At 63.2% G+C, this 19206-nt stretch carries 18 protein-coding genes and 1 pseudogene; 9 read left to right on the top strand and 10 right to left on the bottom strand.

The genetic code is table 11. The features are described 5' to 3' along the window. Positions 1-10: 10 nt before the first annotated feature. Positions 11-124, top strand: a pseudogene (locus QEN71_RS19665) (LysR family transcriptional regulator); the annotation flags it as partial. A gap of 89 nt (positions 125-213) precedes the next feature. Here QEN71_RS19665 and QEN71_RS19660 read toward each other — a convergent pair. Beyond that, complete coding sequence (locus QEN71_RS19660; protein WP_201650435.1) at positions 214-1470, bottom strand: LysR substrate-binding domain-containing protein; 1257 nt, start codon at positions 1468-1470, stop codon at positions 214-216. Between the two features lie 139 nt (positions 1471-1609). Between QEN71_RS19660 and QEN71_RS19655 the strand changes: the two genes are divergently transcribed. The 6 genes from QEN71_RS19655 (at position 1610) to ligK (ending at position 7809) form a co-directional block, all read left to right on the top strand. Next, positions 1610-2461 (top strand): amidohydrolase family protein, encoded by an 852-nt coding sequence (locus tag QEN71_RS19655; RefSeq protein ID WP_201650436.1) that lies wholly within the window; start codon positions 1610-1612, stop codon positions 2459-2461. A 34-nt stretch (positions 2462-2495) separates the two neighbouring features. Then, positions 2496-3410: a substrate-binding domain-containing protein gene (locus QEN71_RS19650; RefSeq protein WP_201650437.1), complete on the top strand. Its 915-nt coding sequence runs from the start codon at positions 2496-2498 to the stop codon at positions 3408-3410. A 66-nt stretch (positions 3411-3476) separates the two neighbouring features. Further along, entirely contained in the window at positions 3477-4832 is a 1356-nt protein-coding gene (gene dctA, locus QEN71_RS19645) for a C4-dicarboxylate transporter DctA (RefSeq protein ID WP_201650438.1), read from the top strand. Between the two features lie 170 nt (positions 4833-5002). Further along, positions 5003-6049 carry a porin gene (locus tag QEN71_RS19640; protein WP_201650439.1) on the top strand — a complete coding sequence of 349 codons (1047 nt, stop codon included), beginning with the start codon at positions 5003-5005 and terminating at the stop codon, positions 6047-6049. 48 nt (positions 6050-6097) lie between these two features. Continuing rightward, the gene (locus QEN71_RS19635) at positions 6098-7123 is read left to right on the top strand and encodes an amidohydrolase family protein (RefSeq protein WP_201647457.1); all 1026 of its coding nucleotides are present in this window, start codon (positions 6098-6100) and stop codon (positions 7121-7123) included. Between the two features lie 2 nt (positions 7124-7125). Next, positions 7126-7809 (top strand): 4-carboxy-4-hydroxy-2-oxoadipate aldolase/oxaloacetate decarboxylase, encoded by a 684-nt coding sequence (ligK, locus tag QEN71_RS19630; protein WP_201650440.1) that lies wholly within the window; start codon positions 7126-7128, stop codon positions 7807-7809. A gap of 223 nt (positions 7810-8032) precedes the next feature. Here ligK and QEN71_RS19625 read toward each other — a convergent pair whose 3' ends face one another. From QEN71_RS19625 to QEN71_RS19605, 5 genes are all read right to left on the bottom strand, one after another. After that, positions 8033-8329, bottom strand: coding sequence for a DUF4148 domain-containing protein (locus tag QEN71_RS19625; RefSeq protein ID WP_201650441.1), 297 nt, complete (start codon positions 8327-8329; stop codon positions 8033-8035). 199 nt (positions 8330-8528) lie between these two features. Beyond that, on the bottom strand, positions 8529-9944 hold the full coding sequence (locus QEN71_RS19620; protein ID WP_201650442.1) for an MFS transporter: 1416 nt from the start codon (positions 9942-9944) through the stop codon (positions 8529-8531). Positions 9945-9971: 27 nt separating this feature from the next. Beyond that, positions 9972-10607: an SRPBCC family protein gene (locus QEN71_RS19615; RefSeq protein WP_201650443.1), complete on the bottom strand. Its 636-nt coding sequence runs from the start codon at positions 10605-10607 to the stop codon at positions 9972-9974. 120 nt (positions 10608-10727) lie between these two features. Further along, on the bottom strand, positions 10728-12185 hold the full coding sequence (locus tag QEN71_RS19610; protein WP_201650444.1) for a UbiD family decarboxylase: 1458 nt from the start codon (positions 12183-12185) through the stop codon (positions 10728-10730). 168 nt (positions 12186-12353) lie between these two features. Beyond that, entirely contained in the window at positions 12354-12791 is a 438-nt protein-coding gene (locus QEN71_RS19605) for a PaaI family thioesterase (RefSeq protein ID WP_201650445.1), read from the bottom strand. Positions 12792-13212: 421 nt separating this feature from the next. Here QEN71_RS19605 and QEN71_RS19600 point away from each other — a divergent pair, with 421 nt between their 5' ends. After that, positions 13213-14178, top strand: coding sequence for a LysR substrate-binding domain-containing protein (locus QEN71_RS19600; protein WP_201650446.1), 966 nt, complete (start codon positions 13213-13215; stop codon positions 14176-14178). A gap of 4 nt (positions 14179-14182) precedes the next feature. Then, positions 14183-15814 carry a class I adenylate-forming enzyme family protein gene (locus QEN71_RS19595; RefSeq protein ID WP_201650447.1) on the top strand — a complete coding sequence of 544 codons (1632 nt, stop codon included), beginning with the start codon at positions 14183-14185 and terminating at the stop codon, positions 15812-15814. Between the two features lie 21 nt (positions 15815-15835). Here the strand turns inward: QEN71_RS19595 and QEN71_RS19590 are convergent, their stop codons facing one another. From QEN71_RS19590 to QEN71_RS19575, 4 genes are read right to left on the bottom strand one after another with little or no spacing between them, the layout of a single operon-like run. Continuing rightward, a complete protein-coding gene (locus QEN71_RS19590; RefSeq protein ID WP_201650448.1) occupies positions 15836-16867 on the bottom strand; it encodes an XdhC family protein in 1032 nt (343 codons plus the stop codon). Between the two features lie 23 nt (positions 16868-16890). Then, the gene (locus QEN71_RS19585; RefSeq protein ID WP_201650449.1) at positions 16891-17268 is read right to left on the bottom strand and encodes a RidA family protein; all 378 of its coding nucleotides are present in this window, start codon (positions 17266-17268) and stop codon (positions 16891-16893) included. Between the two features lie 2 nt (positions 17269-17270). Further along, positions 17271-18650 carry an MFS transporter gene (locus QEN71_RS19580; protein ID WP_201650450.1) on the bottom strand — a complete coding sequence of 460 codons (1380 nt, stop codon included), beginning with the start codon at positions 18648-18650 and terminating at the stop codon, positions 17271-17273. A 56-nt stretch (positions 18651-18706) separates the two neighbouring features. Further along, positions 18707-19204 carry a (2Fe-2S)-binding protein gene (locus QEN71_RS19575; RefSeq protein WP_201650451.1) on the bottom strand — a complete coding sequence of 166 codons (498 nt, stop codon included), beginning with the start codon at positions 19202-19204 and terminating at the stop codon, positions 18707-18709. Between the last annotated feature and the right edge of the window lie 2 nt (positions 19205-19206).

The following is a 19206-nucleotide window of genomic DNA, read 5'->3' as shown; positions in this document are numbered from 1 at the left end:
TTCCGGCGCGCCGTTGCTCACGGACTGGACATTGCCGGATGCCAATATCCATGCGATCCATCTCGAACGCAACCAGCTCTCCGTCAAGCTCAGGACGTTTGCGGATTTTCTCGGCGAGTTTCTGCACGGGTACTTCGAAGATCTCTGCTCGCGTGCGGATGAGGCCACACGAATGAGCGTCGCGCGATTACCCGTCAAGCCGCTGCCACTGCATCAATCCACGCCGATATGATTCGCGGCCCACACACCGGCTTCGAGCGACAGCTGCTCCAGAAACGCCTGTTGGACAGGCGTGCCGAGCCACTCTGTTCTGATCGTATAGCCAACCGTACGCGCCGCTTCCGGCGTCTGAAGTTCCAGCGCGACCATCTCGCTGGCAGGATACGCTTCGAGAATCTGCGAACGCGACAGCAGTGTGATGCAGTCGCTTTCCACCAGCATGGCCATCATCATCGGGAGCGAACTCGTCTCGACCACGAGCGGCGGATCGCCCGGCAGCCGAGCGAGAATCGAGTCGATCGCCGCACGACGCGGCACGTTCCGTTGCGGCACGACCCAGTCGAACGCCGCGAGATCGCGGGCGGCGATCGTCTTCTTGCCTGCCAGCCGATGCCCCTTTCTGACTGCGATCACATAGGGATCGGAAAACAGCTCGGTTTCCCGCTCGGAACCTGTGAGGCGAGGCACTCTCAGCGCGCCAATGATCACGTCGATGTTGCCGAATCGTAGCTCCCGCAACAGCCGGGCGTGAGAACCTTCGTCGACCGTCACCTTCGCATTCGGATACTGCCGGCGCAGCCGCTGGATCGTGCGCGCGACGAAACGCGGCGCGAGCATCGGCAGCACGCCGAGCGTAATCCGGCCCGTCATCTGTCCACGCGCATGCGCGAGATCTTCGCGGGCCTGCGCGATCTCGTACATCGCGAGGCTCAGGCAACGTGCGAACTCGACGCCCGCCGTGTTCGCCGACACACTGTGCACGCGACGCCGGTAGAGCGTCGCGCCGACCGCCTGTTCGATCTGACGCGCCGCGCGATGCACGGCCGGTTGCGAAATGCCGAGTTGCTGCGCCGCCTCCGCCGCCGAGCCGCATTGGGCGATCGCAATGTGGCAGCGCACCTGCGAATCCGTCAAATGACGGCAGATATTGCCGATGTTCTTCGCGTGCGCCCCGTCGTTGCCGATCAGATCGCGGACAGCCCGCTCGATCTGATCGAGCATGCGCCGCACGCGACGATGCAGGATCTCGCCCTCAGCGGTCAGTTCGCTGCCGCCGTAGCCGCGCTCGAATAACGCGCCGCCGAAGCTGGCTTCGAGTTTGCTGATGGCGAGGCTGACGGCAGGCTGCGTGCGCCCCGCGCGCGCAGCCGCGAGGCCGATGCCGCCCGTTTCGCAGACGGCGTCGAACAGAAACAGACGCCGCAGACGTGCGAGATCGTCGTCGCGCTCCAGTCCCGTGTCGGTCGACATGACTCGGAAAAGCCTCTGTGAAAACCCCTAGCTTAACGAAAATTTATGCCAGAGGGTGTACTTCATATTGAGGGATTCAGCGGGTCCACGCTTACAGTGACATCAATCCGATCAAGATGTTTTCAGCCAGGAGCCGTTCATGTCCGTCGTCGTCGACACTCACACACACGCAATTTCCCCCGATAAACAACGTTATCCTCTCGCGCCGGTTGGTGGCCATCAATCGGAGTGGTCGGCGAAGCGCCCTGTCAGTTTCGAAGGGCTCCTTGCAGCGATGGACGAAGCCGGGATTGGGCGTGCCGTCGTCGTGCAGGCATCGACGGTGTATGGCAACGATAATAGTTATGTCGTCGAAGCCGTGCGCAATCATCCCGACCGCTTCGCGGGCGTGTTCTCGATCGATGTACTGGCCAACGATGCCGTCTCGCAGATGCAACGCTGGCTCGATGCCGGTCTGAGCGGCCTGCGCCTCTTCACGACAGGCAGCACGATGCCCGGCCAGGCGGGGTGGCTGGACGACGACCGCTCATTTCCCGTCTGGGAATATGCGCAGAAACACGACGTATCGATCTGCCTGCAGATGACCGCGCAGGGCATTCCCGCGCTGCTGAACATGTTGTCACGCTTTCCCGACGTGCGCGTGCTGCTCGATCACCTCGCGCGTCCCGAACTGGCGGGCGGTCCGCCGTACGAGGCCGCTGCACCGCTGTTCAGTCTCGCATCGCATCGCGGCGTCTATCTGAAGCTGACCAATCGCACGATCGCCGAGGCGTCGCGCGGCGCGTCGACGCCGGGCGCGTTCTTCCCCCGCGTGCTCGACGCCTTCGGCGCAGATCGCATCGCGTGGGGCTCGAATTTTCCCGCAGCCGAAGGCACGCTGCCGCAATTGCTCGCCGATGCGCGCGAGAGTCTGTCGATGCTGCCCGCCGATGCGCGCGAAGCCATCTTCGGCGACACGGCGCGCTCGCTCTACCCCGCACTTGCGGCCTGACAGCGACGACGGAAAACCGCGAGGAAACTTCTACATGAGCACCGCAACGCAACCGCTGCGCCTGAAAACCGCGCTGATGACCTATCCGCATACGCGCGCGCTGAAATCGGGTGAATTGACGGATCCCGCCGTCGAACTCGTGTTCGAGGACGTCGAGCCCATTCATCGAGCTTTCGCGCCGATGGCGCGCAAGCAGGCGTTCGACGTCAGCGAACTGGCCATCGTGACGTATCTGCAAGCCAAGGCGTACGGCAAGCCTGTCGTGCTGCTGCCCGCCGTCGTCGCCGCGCGCTTTCAGCAGAAGTGCATTATCTATAATGCGCAACACGGCCGGCTGAGCGTCGACGATCTCGAAGGCAAGCGCATCGGCGTGCGTGCGTATTCGCAAACGACAGGCATGTGGGTGCGTGCGATTCTCGCGCAGACGTATGGGGTGCCCATCGACAGAATCGAATGGATTACGTTCGAAGGCTCGCATCTGGAGGAATACCGCGAGCCGGTATTCGTCCGGCGTGCACAGCCTGGCGAGTCGCTGCTGCCGATGCTGCGCGCAGGCGAACTCGATGCCGCGATCCTCGGCAACGATCTGCCTGACGAGGAAGGCCTTGTGCCGCTGATCGAAGATGCAGTGGCCGCCGATCGCGCGTGGTACGGCATCCACGAGTATGTACCCGTCAATCACGTCGTCGTGGTCACGAAGGCGCTGGCCGAACAGCATCCCGAGGCCGTCCGCGCCGTGTATGACCTGCTGCTGCGAGGCAAACAGTCGGTGGCGCACGAACGCGACGCGAGCAAGCCCGACCCGCTCCTGTTCGGTATCGACGCGCTGCGAGGTCCCCTCGAAGAGACGCTCGCGTTCTGCGAAAGCCAGCAACTTTTGCCGCGCAAACTGAGCGTCGACGAAATTTTCGCGGACTGCCTCGACATACTCGGCGACGCTGCACGCTAGTCCGACACAAGCCGCTTCAATCACTCAAGCGAATTCAAATTCGCCGCTGTTCCAGAAGGAGACATCATGAGCTTGCCCGGCAAGGCCGCATCGAAACCCCGGGGACGCCAGCCGTTCTATCGCGACCTGTCTTTCCAGGTACTCGCCGGCATGGCGCTCGGCGTCGCCGTCGGCTACTGGTTCCCGAAGTTCGGCATCAACCTGCAGCCGGTCGGCGATGCGTTCATCCGTATCATCCAGATGCTGATCGGGCCCATCATCTTCTGTACCGTGTGCAGCGGCATCGCAGGGGTGAACGACTTCAAGAAAGTGGGCCGCGTCGCGATCAAGGCACTGTTCTACTTCGAGGTCGTGACGTCGCTCGCACTCGTGCTCGGACTGGTCGTCATCAACGTGCTGAAGCCCGGCGTGGGCATGAACGTCGACATGCACGGCGTGCATTCGTCCGCCGTCGACGTGTATGTCGCGAAGGCTCATCACGTCGTCACGACCAGCGAGTTTCTGCTGAACGTGATCCCGCATACGGCCATCAGCGCATTTGCGGGCGGCGACGTGCTCCAGGTGCTCTTCTTCTCGGTGCTGTTCGCGTTTGGTCTCGCGGCAATCGGCGAGCGTGCGCGCCCGGCGATGGACATGATCGATTCGGTATCGGGCGCCCTCTTCTGGATCATCGGCCTGACGATGAAGATCGCCCCGCTTGCGGCATTCGGCGCAATCGCCTTCACGGTCAGCAAGTTCGGCTTCGGCACGTTGATCTCGCTCGGCAAGCTGATCCTCGAGTTCTATCTGACCTGCGCGCTCTTCATCCTGCTGATTCTCTGGCCGATCGCGAAGGTGAACGGTTTCAGCCTGATGCGGCTGATGCGCTATATCGGCGCGGAGTTGTTGCTCGTGATCGGCACGAGTTCGTCCGAGACCGTTTTTCCGCAACTGATCGACAAGCTCGAACGCCTCGGCTGCGAGAAGTCCGTCGTGGGACTCGTGCTTCCGACTGCATACACGTTCAACCACGACGGTACCTGTCTGTATTTTGCCGCGGCCGCCGTGTTTCTTGCGCAGGCCACCAATACCCCGATGAGCTGGCACGATCAGCTGGTGCTGCTTGCCGTACTGCTGCTGACATCGAAGGGGGCAGCGGGCGTATCGGGTGCTGCAATCGCCGTGCTCGCCGCAACGCTCGCGGCATCGAACACGATTCCCGTCGAATCGATCGCGCTGATTCTCGGCATCCACAAGGCTCTTTCCAGCGCCTTTGTATTTACGAACATCGTCGGCAATAGCGTCGCGACGATCGTGGTCGCGAACTGGGAAAAGGCGCTCGACCGAACCGCGCTGCGCAGCGAACTGAAAACCGGCTTCAGACCCGCCGATACGTCGATGAGTGTCCTGAAACAATCGACTGGCGGTTCTGCAGGAAGTTGAAAGCCCGGACGGCGCGAGCACGTGTGCGCCGTCCGCTAAAACTGTCCGTTCAATCAAAATTATTACTTAGGCATACATATTATTAAAACGCCGCGAACGTGGCGACGGAGACGGTAGATCAAGTGAAGAACCGTCGCCCAGAGATAAAACATCAACGACAGGAGACAGCTGTGAGAAGCAAGTGGAAGAACCGCATCGGAATGGGGCTGAGTGTATCGACGACGATCGGCATGCTCGCGACGACACCCGTGCATGCGCAATCGAGCGTACAGCTGTACGGCACCGTCGATGGCGGCGTTCGTCACCAGACCAATGCGGCTGCCGGAGGCGGCTCGGTTACGACGATGAATTCGAACGGCTACTTTAGCTCGAACAAGCTGGACTTCCGCGCAAAAGAAGACCTCGGCGGCGGATGGAATGCGCACTTTCTGCTCGAGAGCGGTTTCAATCTCGGCAACGGCCAGTTCGATAACACGACGGGCACGGAGTTCAACCGGCAGTCGTTCGTGGGCATCGGCCACCAAAAATATGGCTCGCTCGATCTTGGTCGTCAGTACACGATCGCGCACGACATCATCAGTTTCTATGATCCGTACGGCTTCCACTTCACGCCGATCATCCCTTTGACTGTGGCATCGAACGGAACGCGCAACAACAACGACGTGAAGTACAGGAACAACTTCGGACCGGTGCTTCTGGAAGTGGACAACTCGTTCGGCGGCGTGGCAGGCGACTTCAGCAGCGGCGCAGCGCGCTCGGTCGGCCTGAACTATACGACCGGTCCCATCGGCATAGGCGGCGTATTGGGCCATCGCAATCTGCTCGTGGGCAAGTCCTATGTCGGCGACAGCTACTACATGGTCGGCGCAAGCTACCAGCTTGGTCCCGTTCGCGTATCTGGCGGCTTCATGTCGGAAGACCAGCAGAATCAGGGTGCGCCGCATATGGTCACGAACAATGGCTTCGGCGGCATCGCATGGACGGTGACGCCCTATCTCGTGTTTCGCGGCGCGTACTACCAGACCAACGTGTCCACCGACAAATCGGGGCGACGTGGGCTATCCGTTCTGTCGCTCGCCTATCTGCTCTCGAAGCGCACCACACTCTATGCCGAAGGCGACTACACGTCATACCGGCATGCCGTGGTCAGCACGCTGAACCCGGCGGGCGCATCGAGCCAGACGGCTGTCACAGTGGGTATCAATCATCTTTTCTAGCGCGGCAGAAGAAGCGCGGCGCAACGTACTTCAGGCAGGAGCACGCAATTGATCATCGACATTCACGGCCACTACACGACCGCGCCAAAAGCGCTGGAAGCGTGGCGCAACCGCCAGATTGCTGGCATCAATAATCCGTCGGACATGCCGAAGGCGTCCGAACTGCACATCACCGACGACGAGCTGCGCGAATCGATCGAGCAGAACCAGTTGCGTCTGATGCGCGAGCGCGGTCTCGACCTGACCGTGTTCAGTCCGCGCGCGAGTTTCATGGCGCATCACATCGGCGACTTCGAAGTCTCGAGCACATGGGCCGCAATCTGCAATGAGCTGTGCTATCGCGTGAGCCAGCTGTTTCCCGAGCATTTCATTCCCGCCGCGATGCTGCCGCAAAGCCCCGGCGTGGACGTTGCCACCTGCATTCCCGAACTCGTGAAGTGCGTCGAGCAGTACGGCAATGTCGCGATCAATCTGAATCCCGATCCGTCGGGCGGTCACTGGACGAGCCCACCGCTGTCCGACCGCTACTGGTATCCGATCTACGAAAAGATGGTCGAGTACGACATTCCCGCGATGGTGCACGTCAGCACGAGCTGCAACGCCTGCTTCCACACGACGGGCGCGCACTATCTGAACGCCGACACGACCGCGTTCATGCAATGCCTGACGTCGGACCTGTTCCGCGATTTCCCGACGCTGCGTTTCGTGATTCCGCACGGCGGCGGCGCGGTGCCGTATCACTGGGGCCGTTTCCGCGGACTCGCGCAGGAAATGAAGAAGCCGCCGTTGCAGGAGCATCTGCTCAACAACATCTTCTTCGATACCTGCGTGTATCACCAGCCGGGCATCGATCTGCTCACGAACGTGATTCCCGTCGACAACATCCTGTTCGCGAGCGAGATGATCGGCGCGGTGCGCGGTATCGATCCGCAGACGGGCCACTATTTCGACGATACGAAGCGCTACGTCGAAGCCGCCGACATGAATCCCGAACAGCGCTACAAGATCTACGAAGGCAACGCACGGCGCGTGTATCCGCGTCTCGATGCCGCGCTCAAAGCTCAAGGAAAGTGAACATGTACGAACTCGGAGTGGTGTATCGCAACATCAAACGCGCGGACGGCAACGTCGCGGCGAAACTCGGCGCGCTCGGCAGCGCGACGGTGCATGAGGCAATGGGACGCGTCGGTCTGCTGAAGCCGTACATGCGTCCGATCTATTCGGGCGCGCAGGTCGGCGGCACGGCCGTCACGGTGCTGCTGCAGCCGGGCGACAACTGGATGCTGCACGTCGCCGCCGAACAGATCCAGCCGGGCGATGTCGTCGTCGCGGCCTGCACGACGGACAACACGGACGGCTTCTTCGGCGACCTGCTGGCGACGAGCTTCAAGGCGCGCGGCGCGCGTGCGCTGATCATCGACGGCGGCGTGCGCGATGTGCGTGTGCTCACCGACATGCAGTTTCCCGTGTGGAGCAAGGCGATTTCGTCGAAGGGCACGGTGAAGGCGACGCTCGGTTCGGTGAACGTTCCTGTCGTGTGCGCGGGCGGGCTGGTGCATCCGGGCGACGTCATCGTGGCCGATGACGATGGCGTGGTTGCGGTACCCGAGGCACTGGCGGCACAGGTGCTGGAAAAGGCTGTGGCGCGGGAGGCTTTTGAGGAAGAGAAGCGCGCGAAGCTGGCGTCGGGCGTGCTCGGCCTCGACATGTACAACATGCGCGGTCCGCTCGAGAAAGCGGGACTGCGCTATGTGGACTGATTGCCTGCCGGGCTAAGCTGCCAAAGCTCAGGAATACAGCGTTCCCTGCTCTCCATGGCTGCTTCGCCAGGAGAGATCGGTACATGGCGCGAACGATCGGATTGCGTGGTGCAAGGCTCGGACTTCCGGTGCCTTGTGCCCGCCATGACGATAGCGCTAAAGAATGCGAGGTCGCGTCCCTCGTTCACGCGATGTACTGTCAACAATGCACTGATTTGCGCTGTTACTGAGAATCATCGCCCTGATAAAACGTTCGCCCTGATCCGGAACTGACCGAAGCGGCGGCGACGCCACCGTAGCCGCCGTTCGCCTTGAGCGCGTCGAGACGTCTCTGCGCTGCCTGGATGTTCTCGGGATAGGCAGTGGGATCCGACGTCGACGGGTTGTAGCCCGCATTCTCGATTTCGATAATCTGCTGCCGGACCTGGTCGCGCGTGAGCGGTGCCGTTGATTGTGCGTACGCGGCAAACGGCAACAGCAAGGCTGCGGAAAGTGCCGCAGCATTTGCAATGAGTTTCATGGTGGCCTCCGATAGGGCTTTAGCGTAAACCCCATCTTACCCCCAGAAACGGGTACAACGCGCCACACGCGACGCAACTGCGAAGCGCAACTCGTTACAGTCGATGACAGACGCGTTAGCGCGTCTCACGCCCGGTTCATGTTCGCTGTTTCGTCGTGCTCCTTTGCTGGAAAAACGCTGAAAACAGGGATCGCTTTAGCTAAGGTGCGATTTCTTCCAGGCTTCGCTCGCGTGTCTCGGTCATCTTCATCGCGCAGAGCGCGCCGAACACGGCCACTAGCGCAAACATCACGAACACTGAAGCGATGCCGTGCTTGTGCAGCAGCAATCCGGCAAGCGATGGTCCGACGGCCGATGCCAGCCGCAGCCATGACGTCGCGAGTCCGGTGCTGGTTGCGCGCATTCGGGTCGGGTAGACCTCGGGCGTGTAGAGATAGAGCACGGCCGCGATCGAACCGACGAGTCCATAGCTCAATGTGCCGAGCACCATCGCGCTCCATACGTCGTGCGCGCCGAACAGACCGAGGCACGCAAACAGCACGGCGGCGAGGCAGAAAGCCGCCACGGTCCAGTTCCGGCGCCCGACGCGATCGATCACATACGCGCAGACGAGCAGCAACGCGACCTGCGCGACGTTCGTCATCGATGCGGCGCGCAGTGCCGTCTGCAACGGCAGGTGATAAAGCGAACGGTACAGCGTAGGCAGCCAGTTGTTCAGACTGTTCGCGATGAAGAACGCACTCGCCCACAGCGCCCACACAACGAGCGTCCGTCCGCGGTAAAACGGTGACAGCAGTTCGCGCCAGCCTGCGCGTGCATTTACGCCGGCATTCCCGGGCTGTTTTCTGTGACTCGGTGCGATGCGGCGATCGGTGCTCGCTTCCATCGCCTTGACGACGGTGTCGGCTTCGTCGAGGCGCCCTTTTGAAATCAGCCAGCGCGGCGATTCTGGCAAGCGTGCGACAAGCAGCGTGATGATCAGGCCTGGCACTGCACCGATCCAGAACATGACCTTCCATCCGATCACAGGAACGAGCCACGCCCCAACCTGCCCCGTCGCCATCAATCCAACGGGGAAGATGAGTTCGTACAGCAGAAAGTATTTGCCGCGCCCATGTGCGTTCGACAGCTCGCTGATGTACGTCGCCGCCACGGGCATCTCGCCGCCGACGCCGATGCCCTGCACGAAGCGGCACACGAGCAGCATCGCGAAGCTGCCGCTCATCGCGCAGCCCATGCTCATCACGGACATGATTGCAATCGAGATGGTCGCGCTGCGGATCCGCCCGTGCCGCTCCGCATACCAGCCGAAGATCAGCGCGCCAACGAATTGCCCGATATAGCTCGCGCCGATCAGCACACCGATTTCGAGCGGCTCGATATGCCACAGACCGATCAGCACGGGCAGCACGAACGCGATCGACAGCGCATCGAAGGCGTCGAAGAATGTCGCGCTGCCAATGATGATGCGCGCCTTCGTATGCCATCGCGAGAACGGCACGCTCTCGATCCGCCGGATCAGCGCCGCTTCCGCCGCGTCTGCCGTCGCATGAACGGCTGCATTCTGCGCGGCTCCTTCTCTCACCGCGTCATGCAGCGCATTGCTTTCCTGCATTGTCGTCTCCTCTCCCCGTCGTTCTGGTCAATGCAATGCGTACACGGCGACCAGCGCGATGACGACGACGAGGCCCAATGCCCACGTCAGTGTTTTGCTGCTGGCGCCCTGCGTGCTTTTCGCCGATGCATGCTGCCTGACGTCGGGCGATGCGTGGACGGTCGAGCCGTCCGACGCGGCATCGGCTGCCGTCGCTGCATCTTCTGCCGATGCCTGTGCCTGCGGCCCGACGACGGCCTCCGTGAAGCGGCCAAAGAAATCTTCGGCCATCTTGCGCGCGACCCCGTCGATCAGCCGCGCGCCGACCTGTGCGAGACGGCCGCCGACCTGCGCGTGCGACCGGTACACGAGACGCGTGCCGCCGCCGTCCGTCAGCAGATCGACGTGCGCGCCTCCCTTGCCGAACCCGGCCGCGCCGCCCGATCCTTCGAAGGTCATCGAATACGATTGCGGCGGCTGCAGATCGGTCAGCATCATCTTGCCCTTGAAGCGCGCCTTGATAGGGCCGACCGTCGCCGCCATCACCATCTGAAACTGGTTGTCGTCGACGCGTTCGAACGACTCGCAGCCCGGCACCGACGCCTTGAGAATCTCCGGATCGTTCAACGCAGCCCATACGCGTTCGCGCGGCAGCGGCAGAATCTGTTCGCCTGTCAGTTCCATGTGCAATTCTCCTTTCCGGCCGCCGTCGATGGCGCGCAATCCAGCGCGCCGCAAATGGCGGCGGCCTGCATGATCGGTATATGGCGCGTCGCGCGCCGCTTCATGCCGCGTCGTGCGGCGTCAGCCCAGAATGTGTTGCCATTTCGCGCGCGTCTTTTCCTGCAGTTCCTTGCTGGCTTCCGCGACCTGCGGAAACTCGTGCAGAAAATCGAACGGACGACACGCGTCGATGACCGCCTTCGAGTTGAACGGCGCCTTGTACGGGTTCGCAATCGACATCGGATCGTTCTTCGAACCCATCCCGCGCCTGACGATGTCGATATCGATGTCGGGATCAGTGCGGGTGGCGACGGCCCACATCACTTCCTGCAGATTCGACGGATCGATATCCTCGTCGACCACGATCGAATAGCGCGACATGTATGCACCGACGCCGCACTGGCTGAGAATGTGTCCCGCCTGGCGCGCGTGGCCCGCGTAGCGCTGGCGGATCGCCACGACGTTGAACATGCGCGCGCCGCCGATTTCATGTGCCCACACGCCAACGACATCCGGCACGCCCGCCGCCTGCAATGCATCGACGAGCAGTGCCGAGCGCATCACCGCCTTCGAATACGAATAGTCGTTGGGCGGCTTGGCGGGCGGGCTGCCCATGATGATCGGGTTGTTGCGGTAGTAGATGCGCTCGATGGTCACGACGGGCGCGGTCTCCGCCTTGCCCGGGTAATAGCCGTGAAATTCGCCGAACGGTCCTTCTATCCTCACGTCGCCGGGATGCGCGTAGCCCTCGATCACGATCTCCGATGCGGACGGGAACGGCAGGTCCGTCAACTGCCCCTTCACCACGGAAACGGGCTGCTTCAGGATCGCGCCGATGTAGTTGTACTCGCACATGCCGAACGGCACTTCGATGCCCGAGATCAGATAGCCGAGCGGATCGCAGCCGATCACGATCGCGACCGGGAACGGCTTGCCCGCTTTCATGTGCTTGTCGTACTGGATGGCGCCGTGCTTGCCGGGAATCATGTCGAGGCCGACGTGGTTCCTGTCGTGAATCATCACGCGATAGGTGCCGACGTTGATCCAGTCGGAGTCGAGATCCTTCGTCACGACCATGCAACCCGTGCCGATGTATCGTCCGCCGTCCTTCTCATGCCACAGCGGCGCGGGAAACGAAAAGAGATCGACGTCGGCGCCCGACTGGACGTTGTCGAACACAGGACCGCCCGCAACCGTCACGGGCGCGTATTCGGGTGCGTGCGCCTGCCATTGCTTCGGCTTGCCGCGCAGCGTCTCCACGAGTGCGCGATGGTCCGCCTGATGCCCGACGCGCAGAATCGAGGAAAGGCGCGCGGGACTCGCGGTGCTGCATGTCAGCACGCGATGTCCGCTGGGATAGCCGGGGATATCGTCGAACAGCAGCGCGGCGGGACGCGCCTTCTTCACATTCAGCTCGCTGATGGCGCCCAGTTCCAGATTCCAGTCGGCACCCGATACGTCGGCCAGTTCATCGAGCGCGCGCGCCTCGTCCAGCCATGCGCGCAGATCCAGCGAGTGAGTATTCGAACCCTGTGTCACGTCCTGTGTCTCCTGTCGAGCAGCGTCTTGCTCCGATTCCAAACAAGGTGGTTGTTCTCGTGCTGCAACATTGAAGCAATGCCCTACGCCGCGCAAACGACCATCGTTCATGTCACGGATGAGAACGATTCATGCGCTGCCCATGCGCTGTCCACGTGCTGCCGCCCGTCAGTCGAGTTCGCCCCCGCGTGCGCCCGACGGTTCGCGCCGTCCATATCCGCCCGCGTACTTGAACGTGCCTTGCGCAGTGGCAATCAGCGTTGTCGAATCGATCCACGCTTCGCCGCGCGCGAAGAAGATCGAGCGCCCCTTGCGTTCGAGAAAGCCCTTGCCGATCAGCGTGGTGCCCACGCCCTTGTCGAGGAAGTTCAGCGTCAGCGACAGCGTCACGCCGTGAATCGGCCGCTGCGGATCGGCGCTATACAGTCCCGCGTATCCGCATGCCGCGTCGAGCAGCGTGGCGACCACGCCGCCCTGCAGCACGCGCTGGCGATTCAGCAGTTCCGGTTGCAGGTCGAGGCAGAACTCCGCGTAGCCTTCGCGCCAGTCGGTACGCGTCATGCCGAGGCTGGCAAGAAACGGGTTTTCCAGTACATCGATGTCCATCGTTCGTTTTCCTCTCTGCGATCAGCGGCTCATTCCGCGCATCGCTTCTTGTTGTCCTTGCCGTGCCGACGTGGCTTCGCACGAGCGCACAGCTGACCATTGCCTTGCCGTTGAACACGCGATGTTCCGGGTTTGTAACAATTGATTCGTGTGCGCCGATGGAGGACGCTTCGTTCGACCGGATCAAGAGTGCCCGAGCGCTTTCGGCACGCGCAAACTAACTTTTCTCATGTCCGGCATGAAAAAGTTTCATTTTCGCGAGGGGTCATAACGGGTCGATCATCCGTGCATCCGGCGGCGTTCGACCTGGGCCGCCGTGTGGCCTCGTGCGGGCTCTGCAGCGCCGCGCAGAGCGTCGGAGCGCGTAGAGGAAACCCGCTACAATCCGTTACCAGGTGACTTGCATTGCGCTGACATCTAGATGAGACCCTACATACCCTCTCTGCAGAGCTTGCTTGCGTTCGAGGCGGCATCGCGACACCTCAGCTTCACCCGTGCAGCGCAGGAACTCGAACTGACGCAAACGGCGATCAGCCATCAGATCAAGACGCTCGAGGAACGCCTCGAGATCAAGCTGTTCGTGCGGCGCCGCAATGTCCTCACCTTGACGCCGGCGGCACGCGAGTACCTGGATTCCGTGCACGAGGCCATCAATCTGCTGTCGCTGGCCACGGCGCATGCACGCAAGAAGAAGCCGAGCACGGTCCTCACGGTCACCTGTCTGCCCACCTACGCGGTCAAATGCCTGATCCCCGCGTTGCCTGAATTCCAGCGCGCGTATCCCGACATCACGGTGCACGTCGCCACCAGTTCCACGTTCAACGAGTTCGACCGCAACAGCTACGACGTCGCCATCCGTTATGGTTCGGGGCGCTGGGCATCGGCGCGCTCGGACCGTCTGCACGGCGAGGAGTTCTTCCCCGTGTGCTCGCCCGCCGTGCTCGAAGAAGCGGGCAAGTTCGGCTCGGTCGCGGAAGGCCTCGCACGCATGCGGCAGATTCGCACGTACTTCTATTCGATGTATCAGGACGACTGGCCTGCATGGCTCGAAGCCGCCGTGCGCGAGCCCGTCGAATTCGCGGGCGAGTCGGTGTTCCATCTGCAGCTGACATCGCTCGCGGCAGCGGTCGATGGCGTCGGCATCGCGATCGGCCGCACGCCGCTCGTCGACGGCGACCTGGCGAGCGGCAAGCTCGTCGCGCCGTTCGATGTGCGCGTGCCTTCCAGTTCCGCGTATTACGTCTCGTCGCCGAACGACAAGGCCCGCACGAAGAAAGTCGAACTGTTCCGCGAATGGGCGCTCGCGCGCCTCGGCGAAAACAGTGCCGCCGACGGCACAGCGGCGCCACGCCGCGTCACGGCGCCGTCGGTGCCGGAGCCTTGCTGAGTTCATGTCGAGCGCCCGAGACACCGTAGCCGATCCCATCTGGCGCACCGCTGCCGGGCTGATCGAACAGCATCGGCGGGAAACGCCTGACAAGCCTGCCATCGTCGATGTCGACCAGGGCGTCAGCCTGAGCTTCGAACAGCTTGCCCGTTCCGTCGATGCGATCGCCCGGCAATTCGCGCGCCGCGGCATCACGCGGGGCGCGCGTATCGTGCTCGCCGATTGCGACGCACCCGACAAGCTGCTGCTATGGCTCGGCGCATGGCGTCTGGGCGCGATCGTGTGTCCGCTCGACGTGCTGTTCGTCGGCAATGAGACGGCTCGCGCGCTGCTCGACACCATCCAGCCGACGCTCGTCGTGATCCCCGAAGACGCGGCCGATACCGCCGTAGCGGGCACGAATGCGCCCGTCGTGCGCTTTGCTTCATGGGCGTCGGGAGACAGCGCGAACACGCATCCGCGCAGCGACGTCATTACCCTCGCCGCACTCGCTGACGATGCGGCACAACACGACGACTCACCGCCGTTGCCCGACGCCGCGACGATCGCCAACGCGGACGATATCGCCTCGATGTGCTGCACGTCGGGCACAACGGGCATTCCGAAAATCGTCGTGTATGACCACACGTGCTACTGGCTCAACGGACTCGACAGCATCGACCTGCTCGGCCTGACTCGTGACGACCGCACGCTCGAATACCGTTCGTTCGACTGGTATTCGGCGCAGATACTGAGCTTCATTCCGTTCCTGCAACTGGGCTCGACGCTGTGCATCGCGCGACGCTTCTCGCGCAGCCGCTTCGGCGACTGGATTCGCGACCACCAGATCACCGTAAGCGCCGGCGTACCGACGGTACTCAACATGCTGCTCGAAGCGCCGCTCGACATGCCGCCCGGCACGTTCGCCTCGTTGCGCGCGATGACATGCAGCACGGCGCCGCTCTCGCCTGCTCAATGGCAGCGGTTCGAGCAGCGGTACGGCATCCGCATCCTCAACCTGTACGGTTCGTCGGAAGCGGGATGGATGTGCGGCAACCGTCTGCATCGCCGCGAGATCGGCACGGTCGGCTATCCGGCGGCGCACATTGCGTTCGATATCGTCGACTCCGAAGGCGCGTCGTGCGGACCCGATGTCAAAGGCCAGGTCGTGGTCGACGGCGCCAAGCTCGCGCTCGGCGTGCTGCAACGCGACGGCTCGTTGCTGCCTATCCGCGGTACGCCGCTCTTCACGCGCGATATCGCCGCGCGCGACGCACAAGGCTTTGTGCGGATGGCGGCGCGCATGGACGATCTCATCATTCGCGGCGGCGTCAAGATCGTCCCGCAGGACATCGAAGAGATTGTGCGCGCGCATCCGCAGGTGCTCGACGTCGCGGCACTGGGCGTGCCGGACCCCGTGTACGGACAGGAAACCGTGTGCTTCGTGGTGCCGCAGCCGGGCACCGCGCCGGACGAAGCGGCGTTGCTCGCGCATTGCCGCGAGCAACTCGCACGCGAAAAGATGCCCAGGGCGATCTTCATGATCGCGGCGCTGCCGCGCAGCGCGCGCGGCAAGATTCTGCGCGACGCACTGCGTCAGCAGTGGTGGCAGATCGTCAATTCGCAGCGCGACATGTCGGAACCGGAGTGCGAATAGCCGCGCTCCGGATGTCGCGATCTAGCTGCTCAAAGCCGCCGCGCACACCGCGCCCGGTTCCTGCTCGCGCTTTCCTTGCGCCACTTCAAGCGCGTGCGGCAGCTTCACGCCATTCTTCGCGGCCGTCATTTCCGCCGCGATCGACACGGCGATTTCCGGTGGCGTCCTGCTGCCGATATAGATGCCCGCGGGGCCATGCAGTCGCGCGAGTTGCCTGTCGCCGAGATCGAACAGCCTGAGCCGCTCGCGCCGCGCGTCGCTGTTGCGCCGCGACCCGATGGCCGCGACATAGAAGGCGTCGGTCTGCAGCGCGTCGATCAGCGCGAGATCGTCGAGCTTTGGGTCGTGGGTCAGCGCAACGACGGCGCTGTGTCCGTCGAGGCGCATGTCGAGCACCGTGTCGTCGGGCATCGTCCGCACGAGGCGCACGCCGTGAATGGGCCACGCATCGGCGTACTCCTCGCGCGGGTCGCATACGGTCACCTGATAGCCGAGTCCGTTCGCAATCACAGCCAGGAAGCGCGACAGATCGCCCGCACCGATAATCAACAGCCGATAGCGCGGACCATGCACGCTCACGAGCGTCTTGCCGTCGAAGCGCAGCTGCTCGTCCGGCGCTGCACGCCGCAGCCGCGCACGGCCGCTCGCCAGATCCAGTTCTCGCGCGATCAGATTGCCGTCCGCGATCTGATGGCAGAGTTCGTTCAAGGCCGTCAACGACGCATCGCCTGCGAGCGGTTCGATCACGAGTTGCATCGTGCCGCCGCATGGCAGACCGAAACGCCGTGCTTCCTCGGCGCTGACGCCGTAGGTCGCGACTTCGGGGCGCTCGCCAGCAAGCAGCTGTGCGCGGGCGCGCGCCATCAGATCGTCCTCGATGCAACCGCCCGAGACCGAACCGCTCACCACGCCGTCGTCGCGCATCGCGAGCAGCGCGCCGACGGGACGCGGGCTCGAACCCCACGTGCGCGTCACCGTCACCAGCACGACACGGCGCCCAGCCTTCAGCCAGCCGACAGCGTCATGCAGCACGCTCACGTCGATGCTGTCCATCGCCTCCTCCTTGAAGCCCCGGTTCAGGCTGTGCGGTGCGCCACCATCTGCAGCTCGACGAGAAAGCCATGATGCAGTTCCGGCACGGGCACGACCGCGCGCGCCGGTTTGTGCGCGCCGAAATGCTCCGCGTACAGGCGGTTGAACTCCGGCCAGTTCTTCACGTCGACGATATAGGCCGTGCACTGCACGACATCCGTCAGTTCGCAGCCCGCTTCCGCGAGCACGTTGGTGCAGTGGGCGAGCGTCGCGCGCACCTGACGTTCGAAATTGTCGGGACCGTCGGTCGCGACGCCGGGTCCGGGCAGCATGCCCGAGACGAACGTGAAGCCGCCCGCCTGCACGGCTTGCGAATAGTGGCCGCCGGGCGACGGCGCTTTTTCGGTGAAGATGAAGTTCATGGTTAGACCTGTTCGGGTAGGGGATTGCCGCGCGTTTCCGGAAGAAACGGCACGAGTGCGAGACCGATGAGATAGATGAAGCCGACCGTGACGGCCGCATGACCATAGCCGCCGAAGCGGGCGATCAGCGTGCCGGCGACGAGCGGCCCCGTCCATGCCAGAAAACGCGGAACGTTGAAACACAGTGCGATCGCGGTGCCGCGCACGCGCGTGGGATAGAGTTCGGGCAGCCACGTCGGCATCCAAGTGTACTGGCCGAGACTGAAGAAGCCCGACACGCACGCGACCACGAGCAGCAACGCGACATCGTGCGTCCACATGAACAGTACGGGCGTGATGATGAACGCCACCGCGAAGAACAGCGCAGTGACGCGCTTGCGGCCGTAGGCATCGGCGAGAAAGCCCAGGCCGATGTAGCCGGCGATCGCGCCGATGTTATAGGCCATGCCCGCGAAGCTCGCCCATTGCGCCGCAGGCAGGCCGCCGCGCGCCGCGACTGCGCCGATGTACGGCGGCACCCACGTCGAGATGCCCCACCAGCCCAGCGTCGTGCTGAGCGACATCAGCACCGCGATCCACGTACGGCGGCGCAGCTTCGGATCGGCGAGCAGATCGGTCAGCGTGAAACGCGTCAGCGCCTGTTCACCGTCGTCGAGCACCGCGCCCGCCTTCTTGCGTTCGCGCGTCGCCTTGCGCTGCGCGTTCACGCGCTCCCACTGTTCCGACTCGGGGATGCCCGCGCGCATCCACAACGTCGCGAGCCCTGGCAGCACGCCGATCAGATACATGTAGCGCCATGCGTGTTCGCCCATTCCGCTCACGAACAGCCAGATCAGCGATGCCACGAAGAAACCCGTGCCGAGCCCGCATTGCATGAGTCCCGCGCCTTTGCCGCGATGACGGTCCGGCCAGATTTCGGCGGTCATGGCCGTGCCCGTCGCCCACTCGGAACCCATCGCGAGTCCGACGACGAAGCGCAGCGCCGCAAACGACGCCCAGTCCCACGACAACGCGCTCAGTCCCGTCGTGAGCGAGTACGCCAGAATGGCGAGCATCATCATCCGCTTGCGGCCGATATAGTCGGTCAGGATGCCGCCGATCAGTCCGCCGATGCCCCAGCCCAGCAGCGTCAATGCGATCACGAGCCCTGCGTAGAACGGAATCTGCGCGTGCGCGGACGGCGCCAGCAGTTGCCCGAGCGCGACGCCCACGGTCAGAACGAGCGCGTAGGTCTCGTAGCCGTCGAAGAACCAGCCGAGATTGGATGCGGCCAGCGCCTTCCACTGCTTGCGGCTGATCGAGCGATACCACACGACGTTCTCGTCGGCGCTGCGTGACTGCGCACGCATGCCGCCGGACCTCTCCTCCAGAGGTTGCTGCATCGACCGTCTCCTTGTTGTCGCGCGCCTGTCTTGAGGCGCGCGTGCCGCCCGAAATTTTACGCGGGCACGGCGCCCTCGGCGCGGCGCATCTGTGCCGCGAGCTTCACGGCCTCGATGATCTCCGGGTACGCCGCGCAACGGCACAGGTTACCCGACAGAAAATGCCGGATCTCGGCTTCCGTCGGATCGGGGTTGCGGTCGAGCAACTGGCGGCTCATCAGGATGAAACCCGATGTGCAGAAGCCGCACTGAAACGCGCCGCATTCGATAAAGGCCCGCTGCACGACATCGAGTTCGCCGCTCGCGTCGAGATGCTCGACCGTGGTGACTTCGCCGCCGTCGGCCATCGCCGCGAGGTACAGGCAGCCCGACACGCTCTCGCCGTTGACGATTACCGTGCAGCAGCCGCACAGGCCCTGTCCGCAGCTTTCGCGCGCGCCGTACAGCGCGAACTGCTGGCGCAGCACTTCCAGAATCGTATGATGCGGCTCGATGACGGCGCTCACGGGTTCGCCGTTCAGCGTGAAATGAATCGTGATGGACGTGGTGCTCATGG

Source organism: Paraburkholderia sabiae, from assembly GCF_030412785.1.
GTDB classification, from domain to species: domain Bacteria; phylum Pseudomonadota; class Gammaproteobacteria; order Burkholderiales; family Burkholderiaceae; genus Paraburkholderia; species Paraburkholderia sabiae.
This window is presented reverse-complemented; position numbering and strand designations above follow the sequence as displayed.